The following is a 17,777-nucleotide window of genomic DNA, read 5'->3' on the forward strand; positions in this document are numbered from 1 at the left end:
ATGAAAACAGCTTTCCTCATTTGCAGCGTGGCCTTGCTGGCAGCTTGTGGCGAAAAGGCGCAAGACACACTGGGCCACCGCACCGACAAGCCTGTTCAAAATGGAACAGGCGTTGCCGCCTTCACCGATCCCGGCTGGAAAGCCGGTGACAAAGACGGGTGGTCCAACCACCTCAAGGCCCGTGCCACTTACGGCATGAACGACCACGTCCGCGCGCCCAAGTGAGCGCCAAGGAGAAGTTCATGCGTCGCTTCTTACTGACTTTCGGGCTGGCGCTTGCTGCGCTGGGTGTGGCTGCTCAGACGCCGCCTCCGGTCGCACCTGCAGCAGTTGCTGCTCCGGCTGAAACTGCCATGGGCGTGAAAAGCGCCAACATCTTTCAGATCGCGCCGGGTGCCGATGCCGATCCGAAATACAAAGACCAAAGCAATGCCGAGCGGGGCCAGGTCCAGCCTGGTAACAACGCGCCCATGTGGCGTGCCGTGGGGCAAGGCGTGACGGGTTACATCAGCCTGCCCAAAAGTCAGGCACCGGAAGCAGGCAACCTGATCCAGCCTTTTGTTCAATACCCCGGCTCGCGCCTGGCCTCGGCCGGTGAATCTTGGCGCCAGGTGCGAAACAACATCATCATTCCCTGTGGTGCAGCCTTGTTGCTGATTGCGATTGGTGCCATGGCCCTGTTTTACATGAGCAAGGGAACGATGGAATTGCATGGGCAGGAAACCGGACGCAAGATCGAACGATTCACCCCATTCGAGCGCTCGGCCCACTGGTCCAACGCGATCGCTTTTTGTGCCCTGGCTATTTCGGGCATTGTCATGGCCTATGGCAAATACTTCTTGTTGCCCATCATGGGCGCTACCTTGTTTGGATGGCTGACCTATGCACTGAAAAACCTGCACAACTTTGCAGGTCCCTTGTTTGCGGTGTCCCTGGTCGTGGTGTTTGTCACCTTCCTGAAAGACAACATGCCCAGCAAGGAAGACTGGGTCTGGCTGCTCAAGGGCGGTGGTCTCTTATCTGGTGAAGAGGTGCCCTCGCACCGATTCAATGCCGGCGAGAAAGTGGTGTTCTGGGGCGGCGTGCTGTTCCTCGGCGTGATCGTGGTGGCATCGGGCTTAGTGCTTGACATGCTCATCCCAGGTCTGATTTATGAGCGCAGCACCATGCAGATCGCCAACATGGTTCATGGTGTGGCCACCTTGTTCATGATGGCCATGTTCATCGGACATATTTACATGGGCACCATCGGCATGCGCGGTGCCTACAAGGCCATGCGTGAAGGTTACGTCGACGAGACTTGGGCCAAAGAGCACCACGAGCTCTGGTACGACGACATCAAGGCTGGCAAGATCCCCACCCAGCGTTCTGTGCCAGCTGCTGCGGCACCCACTTCATCTGCTTCAACGGCTTCAGTTTGAGCCAGGAGAAACCCATGAAAAAATACCTGCTTGCTGCGTCTTTACTGGCTGTCAGCTTGAGCGCCGCAGCCAAACTGCCGGCCCTCAGTGAAGAGGCCAAGGCCAAAGCGGCCGAGGCAGCTGCCAAAACAGCGCACGGCAACAAAGTGGCTGACTTTCAATTGTGCAAATCGCGCGAGAAAGTAGCTGCCCACTATTACAAAACTCAGGGCAAAGGCAAGGCCTCGCCCACAGCCACGCCTGCTTGCACCGACCCTGGTGCTTACAAGCCTGCAGAACAAACGGCTGCTGCACCTGCAGCGCCCGCACCTGCAGCGGGCAAGCCTGCCGCTGCACCTGCCAAAAAAGGCTGATCGCCTTTTTGCACGTTACCGAAAGTCCCCCGTCGGTAACGGCGGGGGACTTTTACGTTAGGCTCACGCCATGTCTGTTGTTATGAACGCCTCCGTCGCCTCTTTGGCCCTGCCCAAGCCTCACCTCACCAGCGCCCGTGCGGCGCTGACCCGCACGGTGAACGTGTGCAACGAGTTTGGTGAAAAATCCGAAACCCAAATTCCTGCAGAGCGGGCGCTGACCATTTACCTGGACAAAAAAGAACTGGTCACCCTGATGACCCTGGGCGCTGAGCCCGAATGGCTGGTATTGGGTTTTTTGCGAAACCAGCGTTTGATCGACTCGGTCAATCAGATTGAATCCATCACAGTAGACTGGACCATTGGCGAGGGCGAGGTGGGTGAACCGGGTGTGGCCGCAGTCAAAACCCGACCTGGGTCCCAAGTGGTGGTGCAACGCAGTGCTGACAGAGTGGTCACCACCGGTTGTGGCCAGGGCAGTGTGTTTGGTGATTTGATGGCGCACATCGAAGAGATTCAACTGCCACCCGCCCAAATCACCCAAGCTCAACTGTATGGGCTGGTGAACGCTATTCGTGTCCAGGAAACCACCTACAAATCGTCGGGTTCGGTGCATGGTTGCGCGCTTTTCCAGGGTGAGCAAATGCTCATGTTTGTCGAAGACGTTGGCCGTCACAATGCGGTGGATACCATCGCTGGCTGGATGTGGATGAACGATGTGGGTGGACAAGACAAGGTCTTCTACACCACTGGCCGTTTGACCAGCGAGATGGTCATCAAGTCCGCGCAAATGGGTGTGCCGGTGGTCGTGTCCCGCAGCGGCATCACGCAAATGGGCCTGGATGTCGCCAACCGATTGGGCCTGTGTGCCATTGGCCGAGCCACCAACAAACGCTTTTTGTGTTTCAGTGCCCCCGAGCGTCTGGTTTGGCAAAACGAACTGGCCAAGCCCTTAGCAGGCCTCGGCGTGCGCCTCCTTTAGGCTGCACGTACGCTGCCCATGCTGCCGACAATCGTTCTTCAAGCCAGCTGAAAAAGGGCCTGCAAATGCCTTGTCAGATCGCCGTGATTGGCTTGTGCGGTAAGGTGGCGGCATGAAACAACAAGGATGGATGCACGGCCTTCGGCTAGGTAGGCGCAATTTATGGCGCGACCTGCGTGCGGGTGAATTGCAACTGCTCATGCTCTCGGTCGCTTTGGCCGTGGCAGCTCTGACGGCTGTGGGTTTTTTGGCCGACCGCATGCAGTCCGGTCTGTGGCGCGATGCCCGCCAATTGCTTGGTGGCGATGCTGTCGTTGTCAGTGACCAAAGCACGCCTGCCGCCTTTGTGCTGCAAGCCCGCAGCATGGGCTTGCAGACCAATACCAATGTGAGTTTTCCGACCATGGCCCGCGCCCTGGTCCCGCAAGGCGGTGCCAGTCGCTTGGTCGCCTTGAAGGCGGTAGAGACCGGCTATCCCTTGCGAGGCCAACTCAAGGCATCCCCCACAACTGGCGCATCCCCCATCCCTCCTGTTGGCGAAGTGTGGGTCGACCCCGCTTTGCTCGATAACCTGAACCTGCAAACCGGGCAAATGCTTGGTTTGGGTGAGCGCAGTTTTCTCATTTCGGCCGTCATCGAACGCGAACCCGACCGGGGTGCGGGTTTCATGACGTTTGCACCCCGCGTCATGATGAATGCAGCCGACTTGGCATCGACCGGCTTGGTGCAACCGGCCAGCCGCGTGACTTGGCGCATGGCGGTGGCAGGTGATGCCGTGGCTGCGGAGCGCTTTGTGCAATGGGCCAGGCCTGAGGTGGAGCAGTTGCATGTGCGCGGCGTGCAGATCGAGTCGCTGGACAGTGGGCGCCCTGAAATGCGCCAAACGCTGGACCGAGCCGCACAATTTTTGAACCTGGTCGCGCTGTTGGCCGCTTTGCTTTGCGCCGTCGCCGTGGCTTTGGCCGCTCGAAGCTTTGCAGAACGGCAACTGGACGCTTGTGCTTTGTTGCGCGTCTTGGGCCAAAGCCAGCGCACACTTACTTTGAGTTATGGCCTGGAGTTTTTGGGTGCGGGTTTGCTGGCCAGCGCCTTGGGCGTGCTGGTGGGTTATGCCGTGCACCTGGGTTTTGTGGTCTTGCTGGCGGGTTTGGTCGATGCGCAATTGCCTGCAGCCACCGCACAACCCGCCTTGATGGGCATGGCCATGGGCCTCACACTGCTGGTGGCTTTTGGTTTGCCGCCTGTGCTGCAGTTGGCCCAGGTGCCACCATTGCGCGTCATCCGACGTGACCTGGGTAACTTGCAAGTGCGCTCGGGCCTGGTGTTGTTCATGGGTCTGGTGGGCTTTGCCCTGACCCTGCTGATGGTCAGCCGCAACCTGACTTTGGGTCTGATCACCGTGGGGGGCTTCGCGCTGGCCTTGCTGGTATTTGCTGGTTTGGCTGCCGCTGCTCTGTGGTTGCTCAGGCGCACCATTCCTGGAGAGCAAGCCCCGCGTTGGTTGCGGCTGGCCACGCGCCAGGTGGCAGCTCGCCCCGTGTTTGCCGTGGTCCAGGTCAGTGCCTTGTCGGTGGGTTTGCTGGCGCTGGCCTTGCTGGTTTTGCTGCGTACCGACCTGATTGCCAGCTGGCGCCAGTCCACGCCTGCCAACGCACCCGACCGATTTGTCATCAACGTACAACCCGAGCAAACCACAGACTTTCTGGGGCAACTGAAAAAATCCGGTGTGCAGTCGCCCGATTGGTTTCCCATGATCCGGGGCCGCTTGGTGGCCATCAATGGCCGTGAAATCGGTCCCGCCGACTTTGAAGCCGAGCGTGCCAAACGCCTGATTGACCGCGAAATCAACCTGTCTCATTCGGCCATCTTGCCCGAGCACAACCCTTTAACAGCTGGCCGCTGGCTGGCTGAAGAGGCCGATGGTGTGAGCGTGGAACAAGGCATTGCCGACACGCTGGGGCTCAAGCTGGGTGACCAATTGCGCTTTGACATCGCAGGCCAGGCCCGGGAGGCCCGCATCACCAGTTTGCGCAAGGTGGACTGGACCTCCATGCGCGCCAACTTCTTCATGATGTTCCCGGTTTCGCAAATGCCGGATTTGCCCATGACCTACATGGCCGCCTTCAGGTCACCGGCAGGTCAACCCGGATTTGAGAACGCCCTGGTCAACCAGTTCCCCAACATCACCAGTGTCGACATGCGCAGCACCTTGGCCCAAGTGCAGCGGGTCATGGACCAGGTCATTCGTGCGGTGGAGTATTTGTTCGCCTTCACCCTGGCCGCTGGCCTGATGGTGCTCTTGGCTGCCGTGGGGGCAAGTCGCCAGGCACGCGAACGCGAATACGCCATCATGCGGGCGCTGGGGGCCGGGCGCTCTTTGCTGGCCCAAGTGCAGCGCACCGAATTGCTGGGTCTCGGTTGGCTCGCTGGCTTCATGGCCAGCAGCATGGCCTTGGTGGTGGGTTGGGCATTGGCCCGGTTTGCATTTGAATTTGCCTGGCAACCGCCGCTTTGGGCGCCCCTGGCCGGAGGCGGTTTGGGTGCCTTGCTTGCATGGACCGCCGGTAGCCTGAGCCTGTCCGGTGTGCTACGCCAACCTGTCATGCAAACCTTGCGGCAAGCTGCCGAGTGATGCCCCAAAACACTGTCACGGTCATACGACAAGCCTATGCAAATTGAAGAAAAAGCCCCTTTTGACAGTCCGTTCGAGTGGATGGGTGGAGAGTCCCGGGTCAAGGCATTGGCCGAACGTTTTTACGACCTCATGGACTTGGAGCCTGGCTACCAAGCCTTGCGCGCGGCCCACGGCAGCACCTTGCAGGATGCGCGTGACAAGCTGTTCTGGTTTTTGTGCGGCTGGCTGGGTGGCCCAGCGCATTACACCGAACGCTTTGGCCATCCTCGTCTTCGCATGCGCCACATGCCGTTCTCGATTGGCATCCTAGAGCGTGACCAATGGCTGGCCTGCATGGACCAGGCCATGCAGGAAACACGGGTTGACCCTGTACTGCGCGAACGCTTGAACGCCAGCTTTCTGAAGACCGCCGACTGGATGCGCAACCGAGGCGGATGACCAATATTGCCCCTGACGTCGCGTCAGAAGGCTTGCTTTTGTGGCACGATCCGAGGGTGAAAATCAACTCCTTGCAAGACCTCAAAAAGGTCCAGAAAAAATTGGCCGAGGCCCACGAAAAAGCGCGGTCCGAGGAGGTCGCGCGGATTGCGATGGCTCGCCAGCGCGAAGCCGAGGCTAACCTGTTTGCACGTGCGGTCGGTATCGTCCAGTGCATGCCTCTGAGTGACCAGGCCAGCATCAGATCACCGGCCCCGGCACCCGTGGCCGCGCAGCGCCAAAAAGACGAACAAGCCGTGTTGCGAGACGCCCTGAGCGATGGGTTTGATGTGAGCAGCTTGCTCGAGACCGATGACGCTTTGAGTTTTCGGCGCCCAGGCATAGGCATCGATGTGACCCAGAAACTTCGCAAGGGCGACTGGTCCATCCAGCGTGAAATCGACCTGCACGGCTTGCGCAGCGACGAAGCCCGTGTGGCGCTGTCCGAGTTTATTCGCATTGCCCAGCGTCAAGGCCTGCGCTGCCTTCGCGTGGTTCATGGCAAAGGCCTGGGCTCCCCCGGCAAAACACCGGTCCTCAAATCCAAGGTGCACAGCTGGCTGATTCAAAAAAACCAGGTCATGGCCTTTGTCCAGGCCAAACCCGCAGAGGGCGGCGCTGGCGCCTTGGTGGTGCTGTTGAAACCGGGCCACTGAAAACTTGCTGTCGGTGTTTCATCGGGGTCAGCCCCAATGCCTGAAGCCGTGAGGCATTCACCCCGGGTTTTGCGCCTGCTCGCACTTCACCTGAATCAACTCGCGCTGCCCATCAGCCCCCAAACACATGGCGCTCAGGCAGCCTCCCCAGACGCAACCCGTGTCCAGCGCCCAGACATCGGTGCGTTGAAGTGGACCCAAGGTCGACCAGTGGCCAAAAGCCACCGTCACATCCGACGTTTTGCGCCCCGGTACATCAAACCACGGCATGAAGCCTGCCGGCGCCGCATCTGCGCCCTCTTTGGCTGTGAACTCCATCACGCCTTGTGCAGAACAAAAACGCAAACGCGTCAAAGCATTCACCACCATGCGCAAGCGCGCGACCCCTGTCAGGTCATCGCGCCAGCTTGTCGGCTCGTTGCCATACATCTGGTGCAAGAAGTCAGTCAAATCGGGCCCGCGCAGCACCGACTCCACCTCGGCTGCCAAGGCCAAAGTTTGCGCCACCGACCAGGATGGCAACACCCCCGCATGCACCATCAGCACGCCGTGATCCCAAATGGCCATGCGCTGGTGCCTTAGCCAGTCAAGCAAGGCAGCTCGGTCGCTGGCGTTCAAAACGCCGTCCAGCGTGTCCATTGGCTTGAGCCGCCCAGCACCGGCCGCCACGGCCAGCAAATGCATGTCATGGTTGCCCAGCACGCAGTGCACCGAACTGCCCAACGCCATCAAACGGCGCAGCACTTCGTGAGATGCTGGCCCACGGTTCACCAAGTCGCCCAAGACAAACAAGGTATCCCTGCTTGGCGAAAAGCCCAGCGTGTCCAGCATTCGGCCCAAGGGTGCATCGCAGCCTTGAATATCGCCTAACCAATAAATAGCCATATGTACCTCATGGGTGCATTGTCCCAAATTGCCTTGCAAGCACAAATGCCAAGAGCCATCGGCCACTGTTGGCACAATGGCGGCTATGGATTTCTTACTGATTGCGTTTTTGACCCTGCTCAACGGGGTGTTTGCCATGTCCGAATTGGCACTGGCCTCCAGCCGCAAGGCCCGCCTGGCCGCCATGGAGGAGGCTGGTGACAAAGGTGCCCAAGCCGCGCTCAAACTGCTTGAAGAGCCCACCCAGTTCTTGTCGACCGTGCAAGTGGGCATCACCTCGATTGGCGTGCTCAACGGCATCGTGGGCGAAGCTGCTTTCAGTGCAAGACTGGCTTTGCAATTGGTTGAGTTGGGCCTGACCGAAGCCGCCGCAGGCATCTCGGCCACCGCCATTGTCGTGACCCTCATCACCTTCATCACCATCATCTTTGGCGAACTGGTGCCCAAGCGCATCGGCCAGCTTTACCCTGAGGCCGTCGCCCGACTGGTGGCCCGTCCCATGGCCTGGCTGGCCAAAGCCGCTGGACCGTTTGTCAAACTGCTTTCCTTGTGCACCCAGGGCATGCTCAAACTCATGCGCATCGACAGCAAAGGCAGTCGTGCCGTGACCGAAGAGGAAATCACCGCCAGCCTGGTTGAAGGCGTTGATGCCGGACTGATCGAGGAGCACGAACACCAAATGGTTCGCAATGTGTTCCACCTCGACGACCGGGCCCTCACGTCCATGATGACGCCCCGCGGCGATATCCAGTGGCTGGAAGCGAGCCTCACGCCACAACAAGCCATGGACCGCATCAACCAAATGCGCGATGAGGGCAACCATTCCTGGTACCCCGTTTGCCGGGATGGGCTGGGCCACATCATCGGCGTCATCAGTCTCTCTCACTTGTTGGCGCTGCCGCACAGCGACGAGCGAAGCCTTGAAAACCATGCGCAAACCGCCCACTTTGTGCCCGAGACCCTGACGGGCATGGAACTTCTCGAACAAATGCGTGACCAATCCAGCCGCATGCTGTTTGTGGTGGATGAATATGGCGAGGTGCAGGGGCTGCTGACGCCGCTCGATTTGCTCGAAGCCATCACCGGAGAGCTCAAGCCGGACACCCAAACCGACGCCTGGGCCACCCAAAACGACGACGGCAGTTGGCTGCTCGACGGCATCATGCCGGTCAATGAGCTCAAAGCGCGCCTCGATATCAAGGAACTGCCGGCAGAAGACAAAAACCGCTACAACACGCTGGCGGGTCTTCTCATGTACGCGCTGGGTCAATTGCCCGCCCTGGGTCAGGTGATCGAAATCGCGAACTGGCGATTTCAAGTGGTCACTCTTGAGGGCCGCCGGATCGAGAAGGTCTCAGCCTCAAAAAAGGCCAGCTGAATTCCGCTGTGAGCAGGGGGGCTTTCCTGATTTAAGTTGGCAGCAATTGTTCATTCCCTCTTTCTTGCGTAAATTGGATGTGCGCAAGTATTGTGGTTTCTGCCCATTTTTCAATCGTTTAACTATCAATTTCAGATGCATTCATTGAGAATTAAATAATCATTCATGCATCAATGATTCCCTCAATATAAAACACGATCTATACCCAAATAACCAAATATTTACCCATGACATGGTGTATATTTAGGGTTCTTTATTTTTATCGGGATTGAACATGACTGCCAGCTACAAAGAATTATTGGCCCAACGCGAAGCACTGGAGCAAGCCATTGCCCAGGCCCGTCAAAATGAAATTTCAAGCGCCCTCGGAAAAGTGCGAGAACTGGTGGCTGAATACGGTTTGACCGTTCAAGATATTTTTCCTGGCCGCGTTGGTAAATCAGGCGCCACCAAAACGGTCAGCAAAGTCGCAGCCAAATACCGCGATCCTGCCACTGGCCAAACTTGGACAGGCCGTGGCAAAGCCCCCAAATGGATTGATGGCAAAGACCGCGCCGCATTTGTCATTACTGCTTGAATCGAATCGGTTTCTTTGTAATTTGAATGCCATTTTACAAAGCAGACTGATTCACCGGGATTAATTCAGCCTATCGGCTTCCTTATCCCGGGAAATCCATCAAACTCCGCGCAAGCGGAGTTTTTTTGCCATCGTCTTATAGGGTCAAGCTTTCAATCTTGCAAGCCATCTAAAATGAATCATCCAAATGCCTGATAAATAGATTGCATGCCCCAGCCCCCGAAAAGCACTGACCAACCAATGGGCGAAACCTCACCGCCAGACCGCTGGTACCTGGCCTACACCAAACCCAGGCAAGAGCAAATCGCTTTGGTCAACCTGGAGCAACAAGCTTTCGAGGCTTATTTGCCGCGCTACAAAAAGTTTAAAAAAACCGAACAAGGCCCGGTCGCTTTGTTTGAGCCCATGTTTCCTCGCTACATGCTGTTCAGGCCCAGCAAACCAGAACAAAGCATTTCGGCGGTACGCAGTACCAAAGGCGTTGCCACCATCGTTCGCTTCGGTTTTGAGCCTGCCATGCTGCACGACACCTTGGTGCAACGCATTCGCCAACTCGAACAAGACCGTAACCACGCCACTCTGCAAGAGCTCAGTGACCTCAAGCCCGGGCAGTCCGTGCGGCTCAAACACACCGCATTGGGTGGCATTGAAGGCTTGATCCAAAGTGTCTCCAGCAAACGGGTTGCCGTTCTTCTCGAAATCCTGGGTCGTCCAACCGTGGTCCAGCTCGAACACCACCAAGTCGAAGTCAATACTTGAGCCTGGATGAATTGACGCATGCATGGCGATGTTGCGGTCGTCACGGACGCTGTTAGATAATGGTACCGAGATGGCAGGCGCCCACAAAATCCTGAACAGAGGCGGTCAAGAGCCAATGATAATTTTGGGTCTTCAAAAACCGATGTTTTTTCGTGGGAAAATGTGAAAAGTTGAAAAAGGTAATGGTTGACAATTCCCTATAAAATAAAGAACTGATTTTTTCAAGAGACTTGTTTTGTCCAACCCCATCCCCAGTAACCCATTGCCTCAGCACATAGCGATCATCATGGATGGCAACCGCCGCTGGGCCAAAAAGCGCTTTATGCCCGCAGCACTCGGGCACGCAGCTGGGGCTAAACGCGTGCGTGACATCGTACGCGCCTGCTCCGACATGGGGATTGCCCACCTGAGCCTGTTCGCTTTCAGCACCGAAAACTGGAAGCGTCCCGATGAAGAGGTTTCCAGCCTGATGGGTCTTTTCATGTCCTATTTGCAAAATGAGGTCAACGACATGAATGCCAATGGCGTTCGCCTCAAGCTGGTGGGTGACAAAAGTCGCTTTTCGCAAGCCATGCAGGAATTGATTTTGCGGGCGGAGCAACAAACGGCCCACAACACCAAAATCACCCTGACCGTTTGCGCCAACTACGGTGGTCGCTGGGATGTGATCCAGGCCGCCCAAGCCTGGCAAAAAGCACACCCTGAAGAGAGTCTGCAAGCCCTGACCGAAGAAGCCCTGGCTCACTACCTTAGCAATGGTTACGCGCCAGAAGTTGATCTGCTCGTGCGTACCGGCGGAGAGTCCCGGATCAGCAATTTCATGCTCTGGCAAGCGGCATATGCCGAAATGTTTTTCACAGATGACCTCTGGCCAGACTTTTCACCAGAGCGTCTTCAGCAAGCGGTGGCCTGGTTTGCAGGCCGTGACCGTCGCTTCGGCTCGTCAGCACCGCTTTGAGCAGGGGTAGCTTGATCTGGCAAACTGACTTCGCCCGTAAATCCAACCGCCTTTCACGTGTTCTATTGACCTTCTTCATGCCCACCACACACATTTCGCAAATTGCACGACGTACCTCCGCCTCACTCAGCGCTTTGCTCCTGTTTGCCTGGGTGAGCTTCAGCTTGCCTTTGGCCGCACAGTCTCAAGCGCAACCCCAAGTGGGCATGGACGCTGCCTCAGCCATTGCTGCCTTAGGCGCAGGCGCAGGCGCAGGCGCAGGCATGGGCATGGGCACAGGCGCTGGCGCCTTGCAAGGTTTGGGGGGCGCCTTATCAACACCGTCCGGTCTTCCGCTGAATATTGATCTGGGTGCTGCAGATGCCCTTCGTCAACTGCCAGAGCCGTTGCCCCCTCGCAAGCCCCAGCAGCCCAGTCAGTTTCAGCGTTTTGTGCAAGAAAGCACGGGGCGTTTGTTGCCTCACTTTGGTGTTGATTTGTTTGACAACCCCCGAGCCTATATGGCCGATGCTGCAACCCCTGCGCCCGCTGAATATGTGCTGGGCCAAGGCGATGAAGTCCGCATTCAAATCTGGGGTGCGTTTGACTACTCGGGTAGCAAAACCATTGACCGCAACGGCCAGATCAACCTGCCCAAAATCGGCACATTCAACTTGAGTGGCGTCCAGGTGAAAGACCTTGAAGCCACCGTGCGCAAGCAAGTGGCCACTGTGTTCAACAATGTCACTGTGAACGCCAGCCTGGGCAAACTGCGCGGCATCACCGTTTATGTGGTGGGTCAAGCCCAGCAACCCGGGACTTACAACCTCAACAGTTTGGCGACCCTGGTCAATGCTGTCTTTGCCAGTGGCGGCCCTGGAGCCAACGGCAGCATGCGTGGCATCCAGCTCAAGCGTGGTGGCAAGACCATCACCACGCTGGATTTGTACGATTTCATCGGTCAAGGCGATAAATCGAAAGATGCCGCACTGCAACCTGGCGACGTCATCATGATCCCCCCCGCTGGCCCTCGCGTTGCGCTGACTGGCACGATTGATCTCAGTACCATTTATGAAATCAAGTCGGGTACCACTTTGCAAGAGATATTGACCCTGAGCGGTGGCGTGCCCATCTTGGCCAGTCTGCAAAAAGCCTTGATCGAGCGCATTGATCCAGGTCAAACTGCAGCGCCGCGCCAAGTGCAAAACGTGGCGCTCAATGCCCAAGGTCTGGCTCAGCCATTGAAGGACGGCGATGTCATCACCCTGCTGCCCATCCGCCCCGCATTTGGCAACGCTGTCACGTTGCAGGGTACGGTGGCTCAGCCCCTGCGTAACGCGTGGTTTAACGGCATGCGTGTGCAAGACCTGATCCCCGACCGTGAAGCACTCATCACTTCTGATTACTACCGCCGTAAAAACCAGTTGGTGCAAAACCGTTCGGCCAGCCTCAAAGCCCAAGGCCTCACAGCCCCACAAATCCAGGCCATCGAAAAAGCGCAACAAATGCCCGAAGACGTGGGTATGGCGACTGAAATCATCACTGGGGGCCCAACCCGAAATAAAGATATTCTTGCAGGGGCCGGCATCGGCGAACGCGTGCGCGGCATGGTCGACCAGATCAACTGGGACTACGCAGTCATAGAGCGGCTGAACCCAAATGACTTGCGCACCGAATTGATCCCCTTCAACCTCGGCAAAGCCGTGGTCCAAAAAGACCCCGTGCACAATTTGCTGCTGCAGGCGGGGGACGTCGTCACCATCGTGGGCAGCAAAGACATGCGAATGCCCACCGAGCGCCAAACCCGTATGGTGCGCGTGGAGGGTGAGGTGGCTGCGCCCGGTATCTACCAAGCCAAGCCTGGCGAAACCTTGTCGCAACTTATTGGTCGCGTTGGGGGCATCACGCCTCAAGCCTATTTGTTTGGTGCCGAATTCACCCGTGAATCGGTGCGTAAACAGCAGCAACAAAACCTTGACCTGGTCATTCGCCGCATGGAGGCACAATCCTTGACTGCCAGCGCTAATTTGGCCGCCAACCTCACGGGTGATCGCGCTGCACAAGCTGCGACATTGCAGCAGCAGCAACAGGCTCAGCAACGCGCGCAGATTGATAAACTCAAAAGCATGCGCAGCCAAGGACGTGTGTCTCTGGAGCTTGAGCCTGCCGTCATGAACGAAACCCTGCCAGATCGGTCCCTGACGCTGGACAGTTCGTCATTCAAACTGCTGCAAAATCAGCTGAATGTGCTGCCCAGCCTGCCTCTGGAAGATGGTGACGCCATTTTGGTGCCCAGCCTGCCTGCGTTTGTCTCAGCCGTAGGCAGCGTCAACAACGAAAACGTGATGATCTACAAAGCGGGTCGTACCGTGGGCGACATCATCAAAGCAGCTGGTTTGACCGAAGACGCTGAAGTCAGCGAAGCCTTCGTACTGCGTGCCGATGGCTCTGTTTTGGGTCGCCGTGCCACAGGCTTCTTCAGCAGCTTCGAAAGCCTTAAGGTCATGCCAGGCGATACCGTTGTCGTGCCCTCCAGGGTTGACCGCGAAAGCGGTTACAACTTCCTTGTTCGCGGCCTGCGCGACTGGACCCAAATCTTCAGCAATCTGGGAATCGGTGCAGCGGCTATCAGAACACTCAGAAACTGACATTCACCAGCAGGAAACATGCTTGCTGCGTGCAGGTGTCTGCCAGCACTTGTCAGCTGAACAACCACCTGATCCATCATTTGACCTTGTAATTGAACAACCCCATAAGCACAGTGACCGATATCTCCACACCCCCCACAGAAGTTGAAGACGAGATCAGTTTGCTCGATCTGCTGCAAACGATCTTTGACAACCTGCGCCTGCTCATTCTTGGCCCGCTGGTTGTGGGACTGGCTGCATTGGGCATCAGTTTTACCGTGCCTCCCACTTTTACCGCCACGGTCAAGTTTTTGCCACCGCAACAGCAGCAAAGCGCTGCCGCCAGCATGCTGGCCAGTCTGGGCGGGCTGGGCGGCTTGGCCGGAGCTGCAGCGGGTATAAAAAGTCCTGCAGATCAGTACCTTGTCTTCATGAAAAGCAACAGCGTGCAAGATGTGTTGATCGAGCGGTTCAAATTGCAAGACCGCTACCAAAGCAAATTCAAAACCGACACCCGCTTGGCATTGACCGGCAGCACCCGGGCCACCAGTGGCAAAGATGGTTTGATCACTGTTGAAGTGGATGACAAAGACCCCCAGTTTGCTGCTGATCTGGCCAACGCACATGTGGATGAGCTGCAAAAATTGCTGGCCCGCCTGGCCGTGACAGAAGCTCAGCAACGGCGCGCTTTCTTTGAAAAACAACTCCTCCAGGTCAAAGAGAAAATGATTGCTGCAGAGCAGGCGCTGCGTGCCACGGGCATCAGTGGCAGCGTGCTCAAATCCAACCCCACATCGGCGGTCGCAGCAGTGGCTGGGCTGAAAGCCCAAGTCACTGTCCAAGAAGTCAAACTGGGTGCCATGCGTGGCTATTTGGCTGAAAGTGCGCCTGACTTCAAGCTGGCTTTGAACGAACTGGCGAACCTGCGCGCCCAACTGGCCAAACAAGAAAAAGATGAACCTGCCACTGCCGGGCAGGGCGACTACGTGTCCAAATACCGCGAGTTCAAATACCAAGAAACTCTTTTTGAACTGTTTGCCAAACAGTTTGAAGTGGCGAAGATCGACGAATCGCGCGAAGGCGCCGTCATCCAGGTCTTGGATGCAGCCCAGCCCCCCGAGCGCAAAGCCAAACCCAAAAAAGCCCTGATTGCCATCATCGCCACTTTGGCCGCGGGCTTTGCCTTGCTGCTCTTTGTTTTCATCCGTCAGGCTTTGCGCAACGCCACACAAGATCCGGAATCCGCCCAAAAGCTGGGCAAGCTCAAGGCGTCTTGGTCCAAAGCTTTGGGCAAAGCCAGCTGAGCACGGTTGTAAACCGGTTCAACCAACCCATGAGCATCGTTCAGGCCATCTGTGAATCACCGGCATTGCATGCTGCAGGCTGGGGTTTCACGACGACCCTGTTGCTGAGCGCTTTCCTGGTGTTGACCAAAAGTTGGCACGGCAAACTCAGCATGGACTTTACCGACGGCATTCAAAAGTTCCACACGGCACTCACTCCCCGCATTGGGGGCATTCCCATCGTGTTGGGCCTGACCATGGCTTGGGCCAAATCTCCGCCAGATGTGCAAACCATGTTGGCCCCCATCCTGTTTGCCGGCATGCCCGCATTTTTGTTTGGTCTTGCCGAAGACATCACCAAGCGCGTGGGCGTCATGCCGCGCTTGCTGGCGACCATGGCCTCAGGCCTGCTGGCTTGGTGGATGACCGATTACGCCATCAGTCGGGTTGATATTTGGGGGGTGGACTGGCTCATGAAGTTCACGCTGGTGTCAGTTATTTTTACGGCCTTTGTGGTGGGGGGTGTAGCCAACAGCGTCAACATCATTGACGGTTTCAATGGTTTGGCCAGCACCATGTCCACCTTGGCATTTGTTGGCTACGCCATGATTGCCTGGCAAGTGGGGGACATCACGCTGGCCAGGGTGTCACTGGTTTTGGCCGCTTGCGTGTGGGGTTTCTTTTGGGTCAATTGGCCCTTTGGCAAGCTTTTTCTGGGTGACGGTGGGGCTTACTTCATCGGCTTTGCAATGGCCTGGGTGGCTGTGCTGCTGGTAGAACGCAATCCGGGTGTTTCCACCTTTGCGGCACTCGCTGTCTGTGTTCATCCTGTGACCGAAGTGCTCTTCAGCATTTTTCGCCGAAAGGTGCGCAAAGATCACCCTGGCATGCCCGACAGTTTGCATTTTCACAGTTTGGTCAAGCGGCGCTATGTGGCCCGATGGTTTGGCCATTACTCCAACGCCGTCCGAAATTCGATCACGGGTGCACTGATTGGGTTTATGACCCTGACTGCCATCGTCCTGGCCAATTTGACTTATGCGTCAAAAAGTGGGTCTACTGTGTTGTACGTGGCACTGAGCTTGGGTTATGTCGCCATGTATGCCCGCATGGTGAGGCAGCGTTGGTGTTCGCCAGTCCAATTTTTGTTGTTCAAGCCATTGGTCAAAAACCAAGGTGGTGGCAACAATTGAATTGAAACCTGAGCTATTGAGAGCCGTAACGGACAGCATTCATCCGTCTGAGCCAGCGTAGGGGCAAGCAGTGCTCGTTTGGCAAACTTCCAGTGGCCATACTTCAATCTGATGCGCCCTTGATTGCGAGGGGCGGTCAGCAAAGACCCGTTATAGGTGTGAGGTTCAGTGCGTGAACAGGCGCACCAAGCCTTTGAGCGTGAACAACTGACCAGGATTGCTGGTTTCGTTCAACACACCACTCAAGCGTTGGCGCAGTCGAGCGCTTTTTTGGGCGCGCCAGATGACAACATCTGCCAGCCAAGGGTGAATGCTGAAGATTTGCGCCCGCTCATAAAGTTTGAAGCGGGGGCGCAGCGCATCGATCTGGTTTTGGTAATGTGCGCGCGTCTGGGTGTCGTCCAATGTCGGTCCCAGCAAGATGGCTTCGGCCGCGAGCATGCCTGTTTCCATGGCTTTGCCAATGCCTTCGCCAGTCAGTGCGTAGGTGCTGCCTGCTGCCTCGCCTGTCACGATCAGCCCAGGTCGCGACAGTTGTGCGCCCTCTAGTGTGCAGCGCAGTGGCGCGCCTTTGAGGGGCCCGAGTTGTACGCCGCCCTGGATCAACTTGTTGGCAGACTCGGACAGTTCGCTGAGCTTGTCGAACATATCGCGCAAGTTGGTATCAGCCACTTTGCTGCGTGCTGTGGGGCGGTATCCGAAAAGGCCACCGCCTGTGTTGAATACGCCGACGCCGACATTGAATACGCCATTGCCGCAGGGGAAAATCCAGCCGTAGCCGGGTGCAAGGGACTTGTGAAAAATGACTTCCAGCTTCGTGATCTGGTTGGCCATGGCTTCGTTTTTGATATAGCAGCGCATGGCGACTGCGCTGGGGCCCTGGCGATGTGAGATGCTTGCTGCAGTCAACGCAGCAGGTACGGCGCCGGTGGCCAAGATCACCCAACTGGCACGGATGCTCTTGGTGTGCGTGCCTTGGCTGAGGGTGGCACCGACCACTCGGCCGTCTTCCTCAATCAGTTGGGCAAAGCGCAGAGGGGCAAACATCCGGGCCCCTGCAACCACGGCGGCTTTGCAGACAATGTCGTCAAGCTGTTTGCGCGGCAGTACAGCCAACGTCCCCTCAATGTCTATTTGTTTGCCCCGTGGGCTGGTGCACGACAGATGACTGACCTGTTGAGCCAGTTGCATGACTTCAGCGAGAACTCCCAGTTTTGCCAGAGCCTGGTGGGCGTCAGGAATCAGGCCATCACCACAGACCTTGTCGCGGGGAAAGGCGTGTTGGTCAACGAGCACCACGTCAAGCCCTGCCTTGGCCAGGGTGATGGCTGCTGCAGAGCCTGCAGGGCCCGCACCGATGATCAGCACTTCGCAGCGTGGGGGTAACAATTCGGCAGGGGTGTTCATAGGTTGCAGAGCTTGGTGGGTGTGCACAAGGGCTTGTATCCTCTTTAATTTTGGATTCGTTTGAATTCTATAATGGCCCTTAGCAGGCTGCTGAAATACTCCCATGTTTAGGTCCACGCCGAGCCCCTGAGAAACGTTAATTGTTGAGCAACTACACGGACACATGATGCGCGGCGCTGACACCTTCACCGAGAGCCTTTTCACGAT

General features: G+C 57.1%; 16 protein-coding genes. 14 read left to right on the forward strand and 2 right to left on the reverse strand.

The features are described 5' to 3' along the window. The 7 genes from B9Z45_RS08825 to B9Z45_RS08855 all read left to right on the forward strand — a co-directional run bounded on the left by B9Z45_RS08825 (position 1) and on the right by B9Z45_RS08855 (position 6,524). Positions 1 to 225, forward strand: coding sequence for a hypothetical protein (locus B9Z45_RS08825; protein WP_108406857.1), 225 nt, complete (start codon positions 1 to 3; stop codon positions 223 to 225). Positions 226 to 242: 17 nt separating this feature from the next. Further along, positions 243 to 1,421 carry a formate dehydrogenase subunit gamma gene (locus B9Z45_RS08830; RefSeq protein WP_108406877.1) on the forward strand — a complete coding sequence of 393 codons (1,179 nt, stop codon included), beginning with the start codon at positions 243 to 245 and terminating at the stop codon, positions 1,419 to 1,421. A gap of 14 nt (positions 1,422 to 1,435) precedes the next feature. Then, on the forward strand, positions 1,436 to 1,774 hold the full coding sequence (locus tag B9Z45_RS08835) for a hypothetical protein (protein ID WP_108406858.1): 339 nt from the start codon (positions 1,436 to 1,438) through the stop codon (positions 1,772 to 1,774). Positions 1,775 to 1,844: 70 nt separating this feature from the next. Then, a complete protein-coding gene (locus B9Z45_RS08840) occupies positions 1,845 to 2,756 on the forward strand; it encodes a formate dehydrogenase accessory sulfurtransferase FdhD (protein ID WP_108406859.1) in 912 nt (303 codons plus the stop codon). A 112-nt stretch (positions 2,757 to 2,868) separates the two neighbouring features. Next, on the forward strand, positions 2,869 to 5,388 hold the full coding sequence (locus tag B9Z45_RS08845; RefSeq protein ID WP_108406860.1) for an ABC transporter permease: 2,520 nt from the start codon (positions 2,869 to 2,871) through the stop codon (positions 5,386 to 5,388). 36 nt (positions 5,389 to 5,424) lie between these two features. Further along, positions 5,425 to 5,829, forward strand: coding sequence for a group II truncated hemoglobin (locus tag B9Z45_RS08850; protein ID WP_108406861.1), 405 nt, complete (start codon positions 5,425 to 5,427; stop codon positions 5,827 to 5,829). A 56-nt stretch (positions 5,830 to 5,885) separates the two neighbouring features. Next, the gene (locus B9Z45_RS08855) at positions 5,886 to 6,524 is read left to right on the forward strand and encodes a Smr/MutS family protein (protein WP_108406878.1); all 639 of its coding nucleotides are present in this window, start codon (positions 5,886 to 5,888) and stop codon (positions 6,522 to 6,524) included. Between the two features lie 57 nt (positions 6,525 to 6,581). On the opposite strand, the gene B9Z45_RS08860 is transcribed toward B9Z45_RS08855, so the two are convergent. Further along, a complete protein-coding gene (locus tag B9Z45_RS08860; protein ID WP_108406862.1) occupies positions 6,582 to 7,409 on the reverse strand; it encodes a symmetrical bis(5'-nucleosyl)-tetraphosphatase in 828 nt (275 codons plus the stop codon). An 85-nt stretch (positions 7,410 to 7,494) separates the two neighbouring features. Here B9Z45_RS08860 and B9Z45_RS08865 point away from each other — a divergent pair, with 85 nt between their 5' ends. The 7 genes from B9Z45_RS08865 to B9Z45_RS08895 all read left to right on the forward strand — a co-directional run bounded on the left by B9Z45_RS08865 (position 7,495) and on the right by B9Z45_RS08895 (position 16,163). Then, positions 7,495 to 8,787 (forward strand): hemolysin family protein, encoded by a 1,293-nt coding sequence (locus B9Z45_RS08865; protein ID WP_108406863.1) that lies wholly within the window; start codon positions 7,495 to 7,497, stop codon positions 8,785 to 8,787. 274 nt (positions 8,788 to 9,061) lie between these two features. Further along, complete coding sequence (locus tag B9Z45_RS08870) at positions 9,062 to 9,364, forward strand: H-NS family nucleoid-associated regulatory protein (RefSeq protein ID WP_108406864.1); 303 nt, start codon at positions 9,062 to 9,064, stop codon at positions 9,362 to 9,364. A 240-nt stretch (positions 9,365 to 9,604) separates the two neighbouring features. Next, positions 9,605 to 10,123, forward strand: a complete 519-nt coding sequence (locus B9Z45_RS08875; protein ID WP_233252141.1) for a transcription termination/antitermination protein NusG — start codon at positions 9,605 to 9,607, stop codon at positions 10,121 to 10,123. A 235-nt stretch (positions 10,124 to 10,358) separates the two neighbouring features. Further along, positions 10,359 to 11,081 carry a polyprenyl diphosphate synthase gene (uppS, locus tag B9Z45_RS08880; protein WP_255561998.1) on the forward strand — a complete coding sequence of 241 codons (723 nt, stop codon included), beginning with the start codon at positions 10,359 to 10,361 and terminating at the stop codon, positions 11,079 to 11,081. A 77-nt stretch (positions 11,082 to 11,158) separates the two neighbouring features. Further along, entirely contained in the window at positions 11,159 to 13,708 is a 2,550-nt protein-coding gene (locus B9Z45_RS17370) for an SLBB domain-containing protein (protein WP_233252142.1), read from the forward strand. Between the two features lie 92 nt (positions 13,709 to 13,800). Next, on the forward strand, positions 13,801 to 14,991 hold the full coding sequence (locus B9Z45_RS08890) for a Wzz/FepE/Etk N-terminal domain-containing protein (RefSeq protein WP_233252143.1): 1,191 nt from the start codon (positions 13,801 to 13,803) through the stop codon (positions 14,989 to 14,991). A 29-nt stretch (positions 14,992 to 15,020) separates the two neighbouring features. Continuing rightward, complete coding sequence (locus B9Z45_RS08895) at positions 15,021 to 16,163, forward strand: glycosyltransferase (RefSeq protein WP_108406867.1); 1,143 nt, start codon at positions 15,021 to 15,023, stop codon at positions 16,161 to 16,163. A 165-nt stretch (positions 16,164 to 16,328) separates the two neighbouring features. On the opposite strand, the gene B9Z45_RS08900 is transcribed toward B9Z45_RS08895, so the two are convergent. Further along, positions 16,329 to 17,570, reverse strand: coding sequence for an NAD(P)/FAD-dependent oxidoreductase (locus tag B9Z45_RS08900; protein WP_108406868.1), 1,242 nt, complete (start codon positions 17,568 to 17,570; stop codon positions 16,329 to 16,331). Positions 17,571 to 17,777 lie beyond the last annotated feature (207 nt).

The sequence above is a fragment of the Limnohabitans sp. 2KL-17 genome (assembly GCF_003063415.1).
Taxonomy (GTDB): Bacteria; Pseudomonadota; Gammaproteobacteria; order Burkholderiales; family Burkholderiaceae_C; genus Limnohabitans_A.

Coding starts and splice junctions, on each gene's coding strand:
- B9Z45_RS08825 (WP_108406857.1), top strand. CDS start 1: ATGAAAACAGCTTTCCTCATTTGCAGCGTGGCCTTGCTGGCAGCTTGT.
- B9Z45_RS08830 (WP_108406877.1), top strand. CDS start 243: ATGCGTCGCTTCTTACTGACTTTCGGGCTGGCGCTTGCTGCGCTGGGT.
- B9Z45_RS08835 (WP_108406858.1), top strand. CDS start 1,436: ATGAAAAAATACCTGCTTGCTGCGTCTTTACTGGCTGTCAGCTTGAGC.
- B9Z45_RS08840 (WP_108406859.1), top strand. CDS start 1,845: ATGTCTGTTGTTATGAACGCCTCCGTCGCCTCTTTGGCCCTGCCCAAG.
- B9Z45_RS08845 (WP_108406860.1), top strand. CDS start 2,869: ATGAAACAACAAGGATGGATGCACGGCCTTCGGCTAGGTAGGCGCAAT.
- B9Z45_RS08850 (WP_108406861.1), top strand. CDS start 5,425: ATGCAAATTGAAGAAAAAGCCCCTTTTGACAGTCCGTTCGAGTGGATG.
- B9Z45_RS08860 (WP_108406862.1), bottom strand. CDS start 7,409: ATGGCTATTTATTGGTTAGGCGATATTCAAGGCTGCGATGCACCCTTG.
- B9Z45_RS08865 (WP_108406863.1), top strand. CDS start 7,495: ATGGATTTCTTACTGATTGCGTTTTTGACCCTGCTCAACGGGGTGTTT.
- B9Z45_RS08870 (WP_108406864.1), top strand. CDS start 9,062: ATGACTGCCAGCTACAAAGAATTATTGGCCCAACGCGAAGCACTGGAG.
- B9Z45_RS08875 (WP_233252141.1), top strand. CDS start 9,605: ATGGGCGAAACCTCACCGCCAGACCGCTGGTACCTGGCCTACACCAAA.
- B9Z45_RS17370 (WP_233252142.1), top strand. CDS start 11,159: ATGCCCACCACACACATTTCGCAAATTGCACGACGTACCTCCGCCTCA.
- B9Z45_RS08895 (WP_108406867.1), top strand. CDS start 15,021: ATGAGCATCGTTCAGGCCATCTGTGAATCACCGGCATTGCATGCTGCA.
- B9Z45_RS08900 (WP_108406868.1), bottom strand. CDS start 17,570: ATGAACACCCCTGCCGAATTGTTACCCCCACGCTGCGAAGTGCTGATC.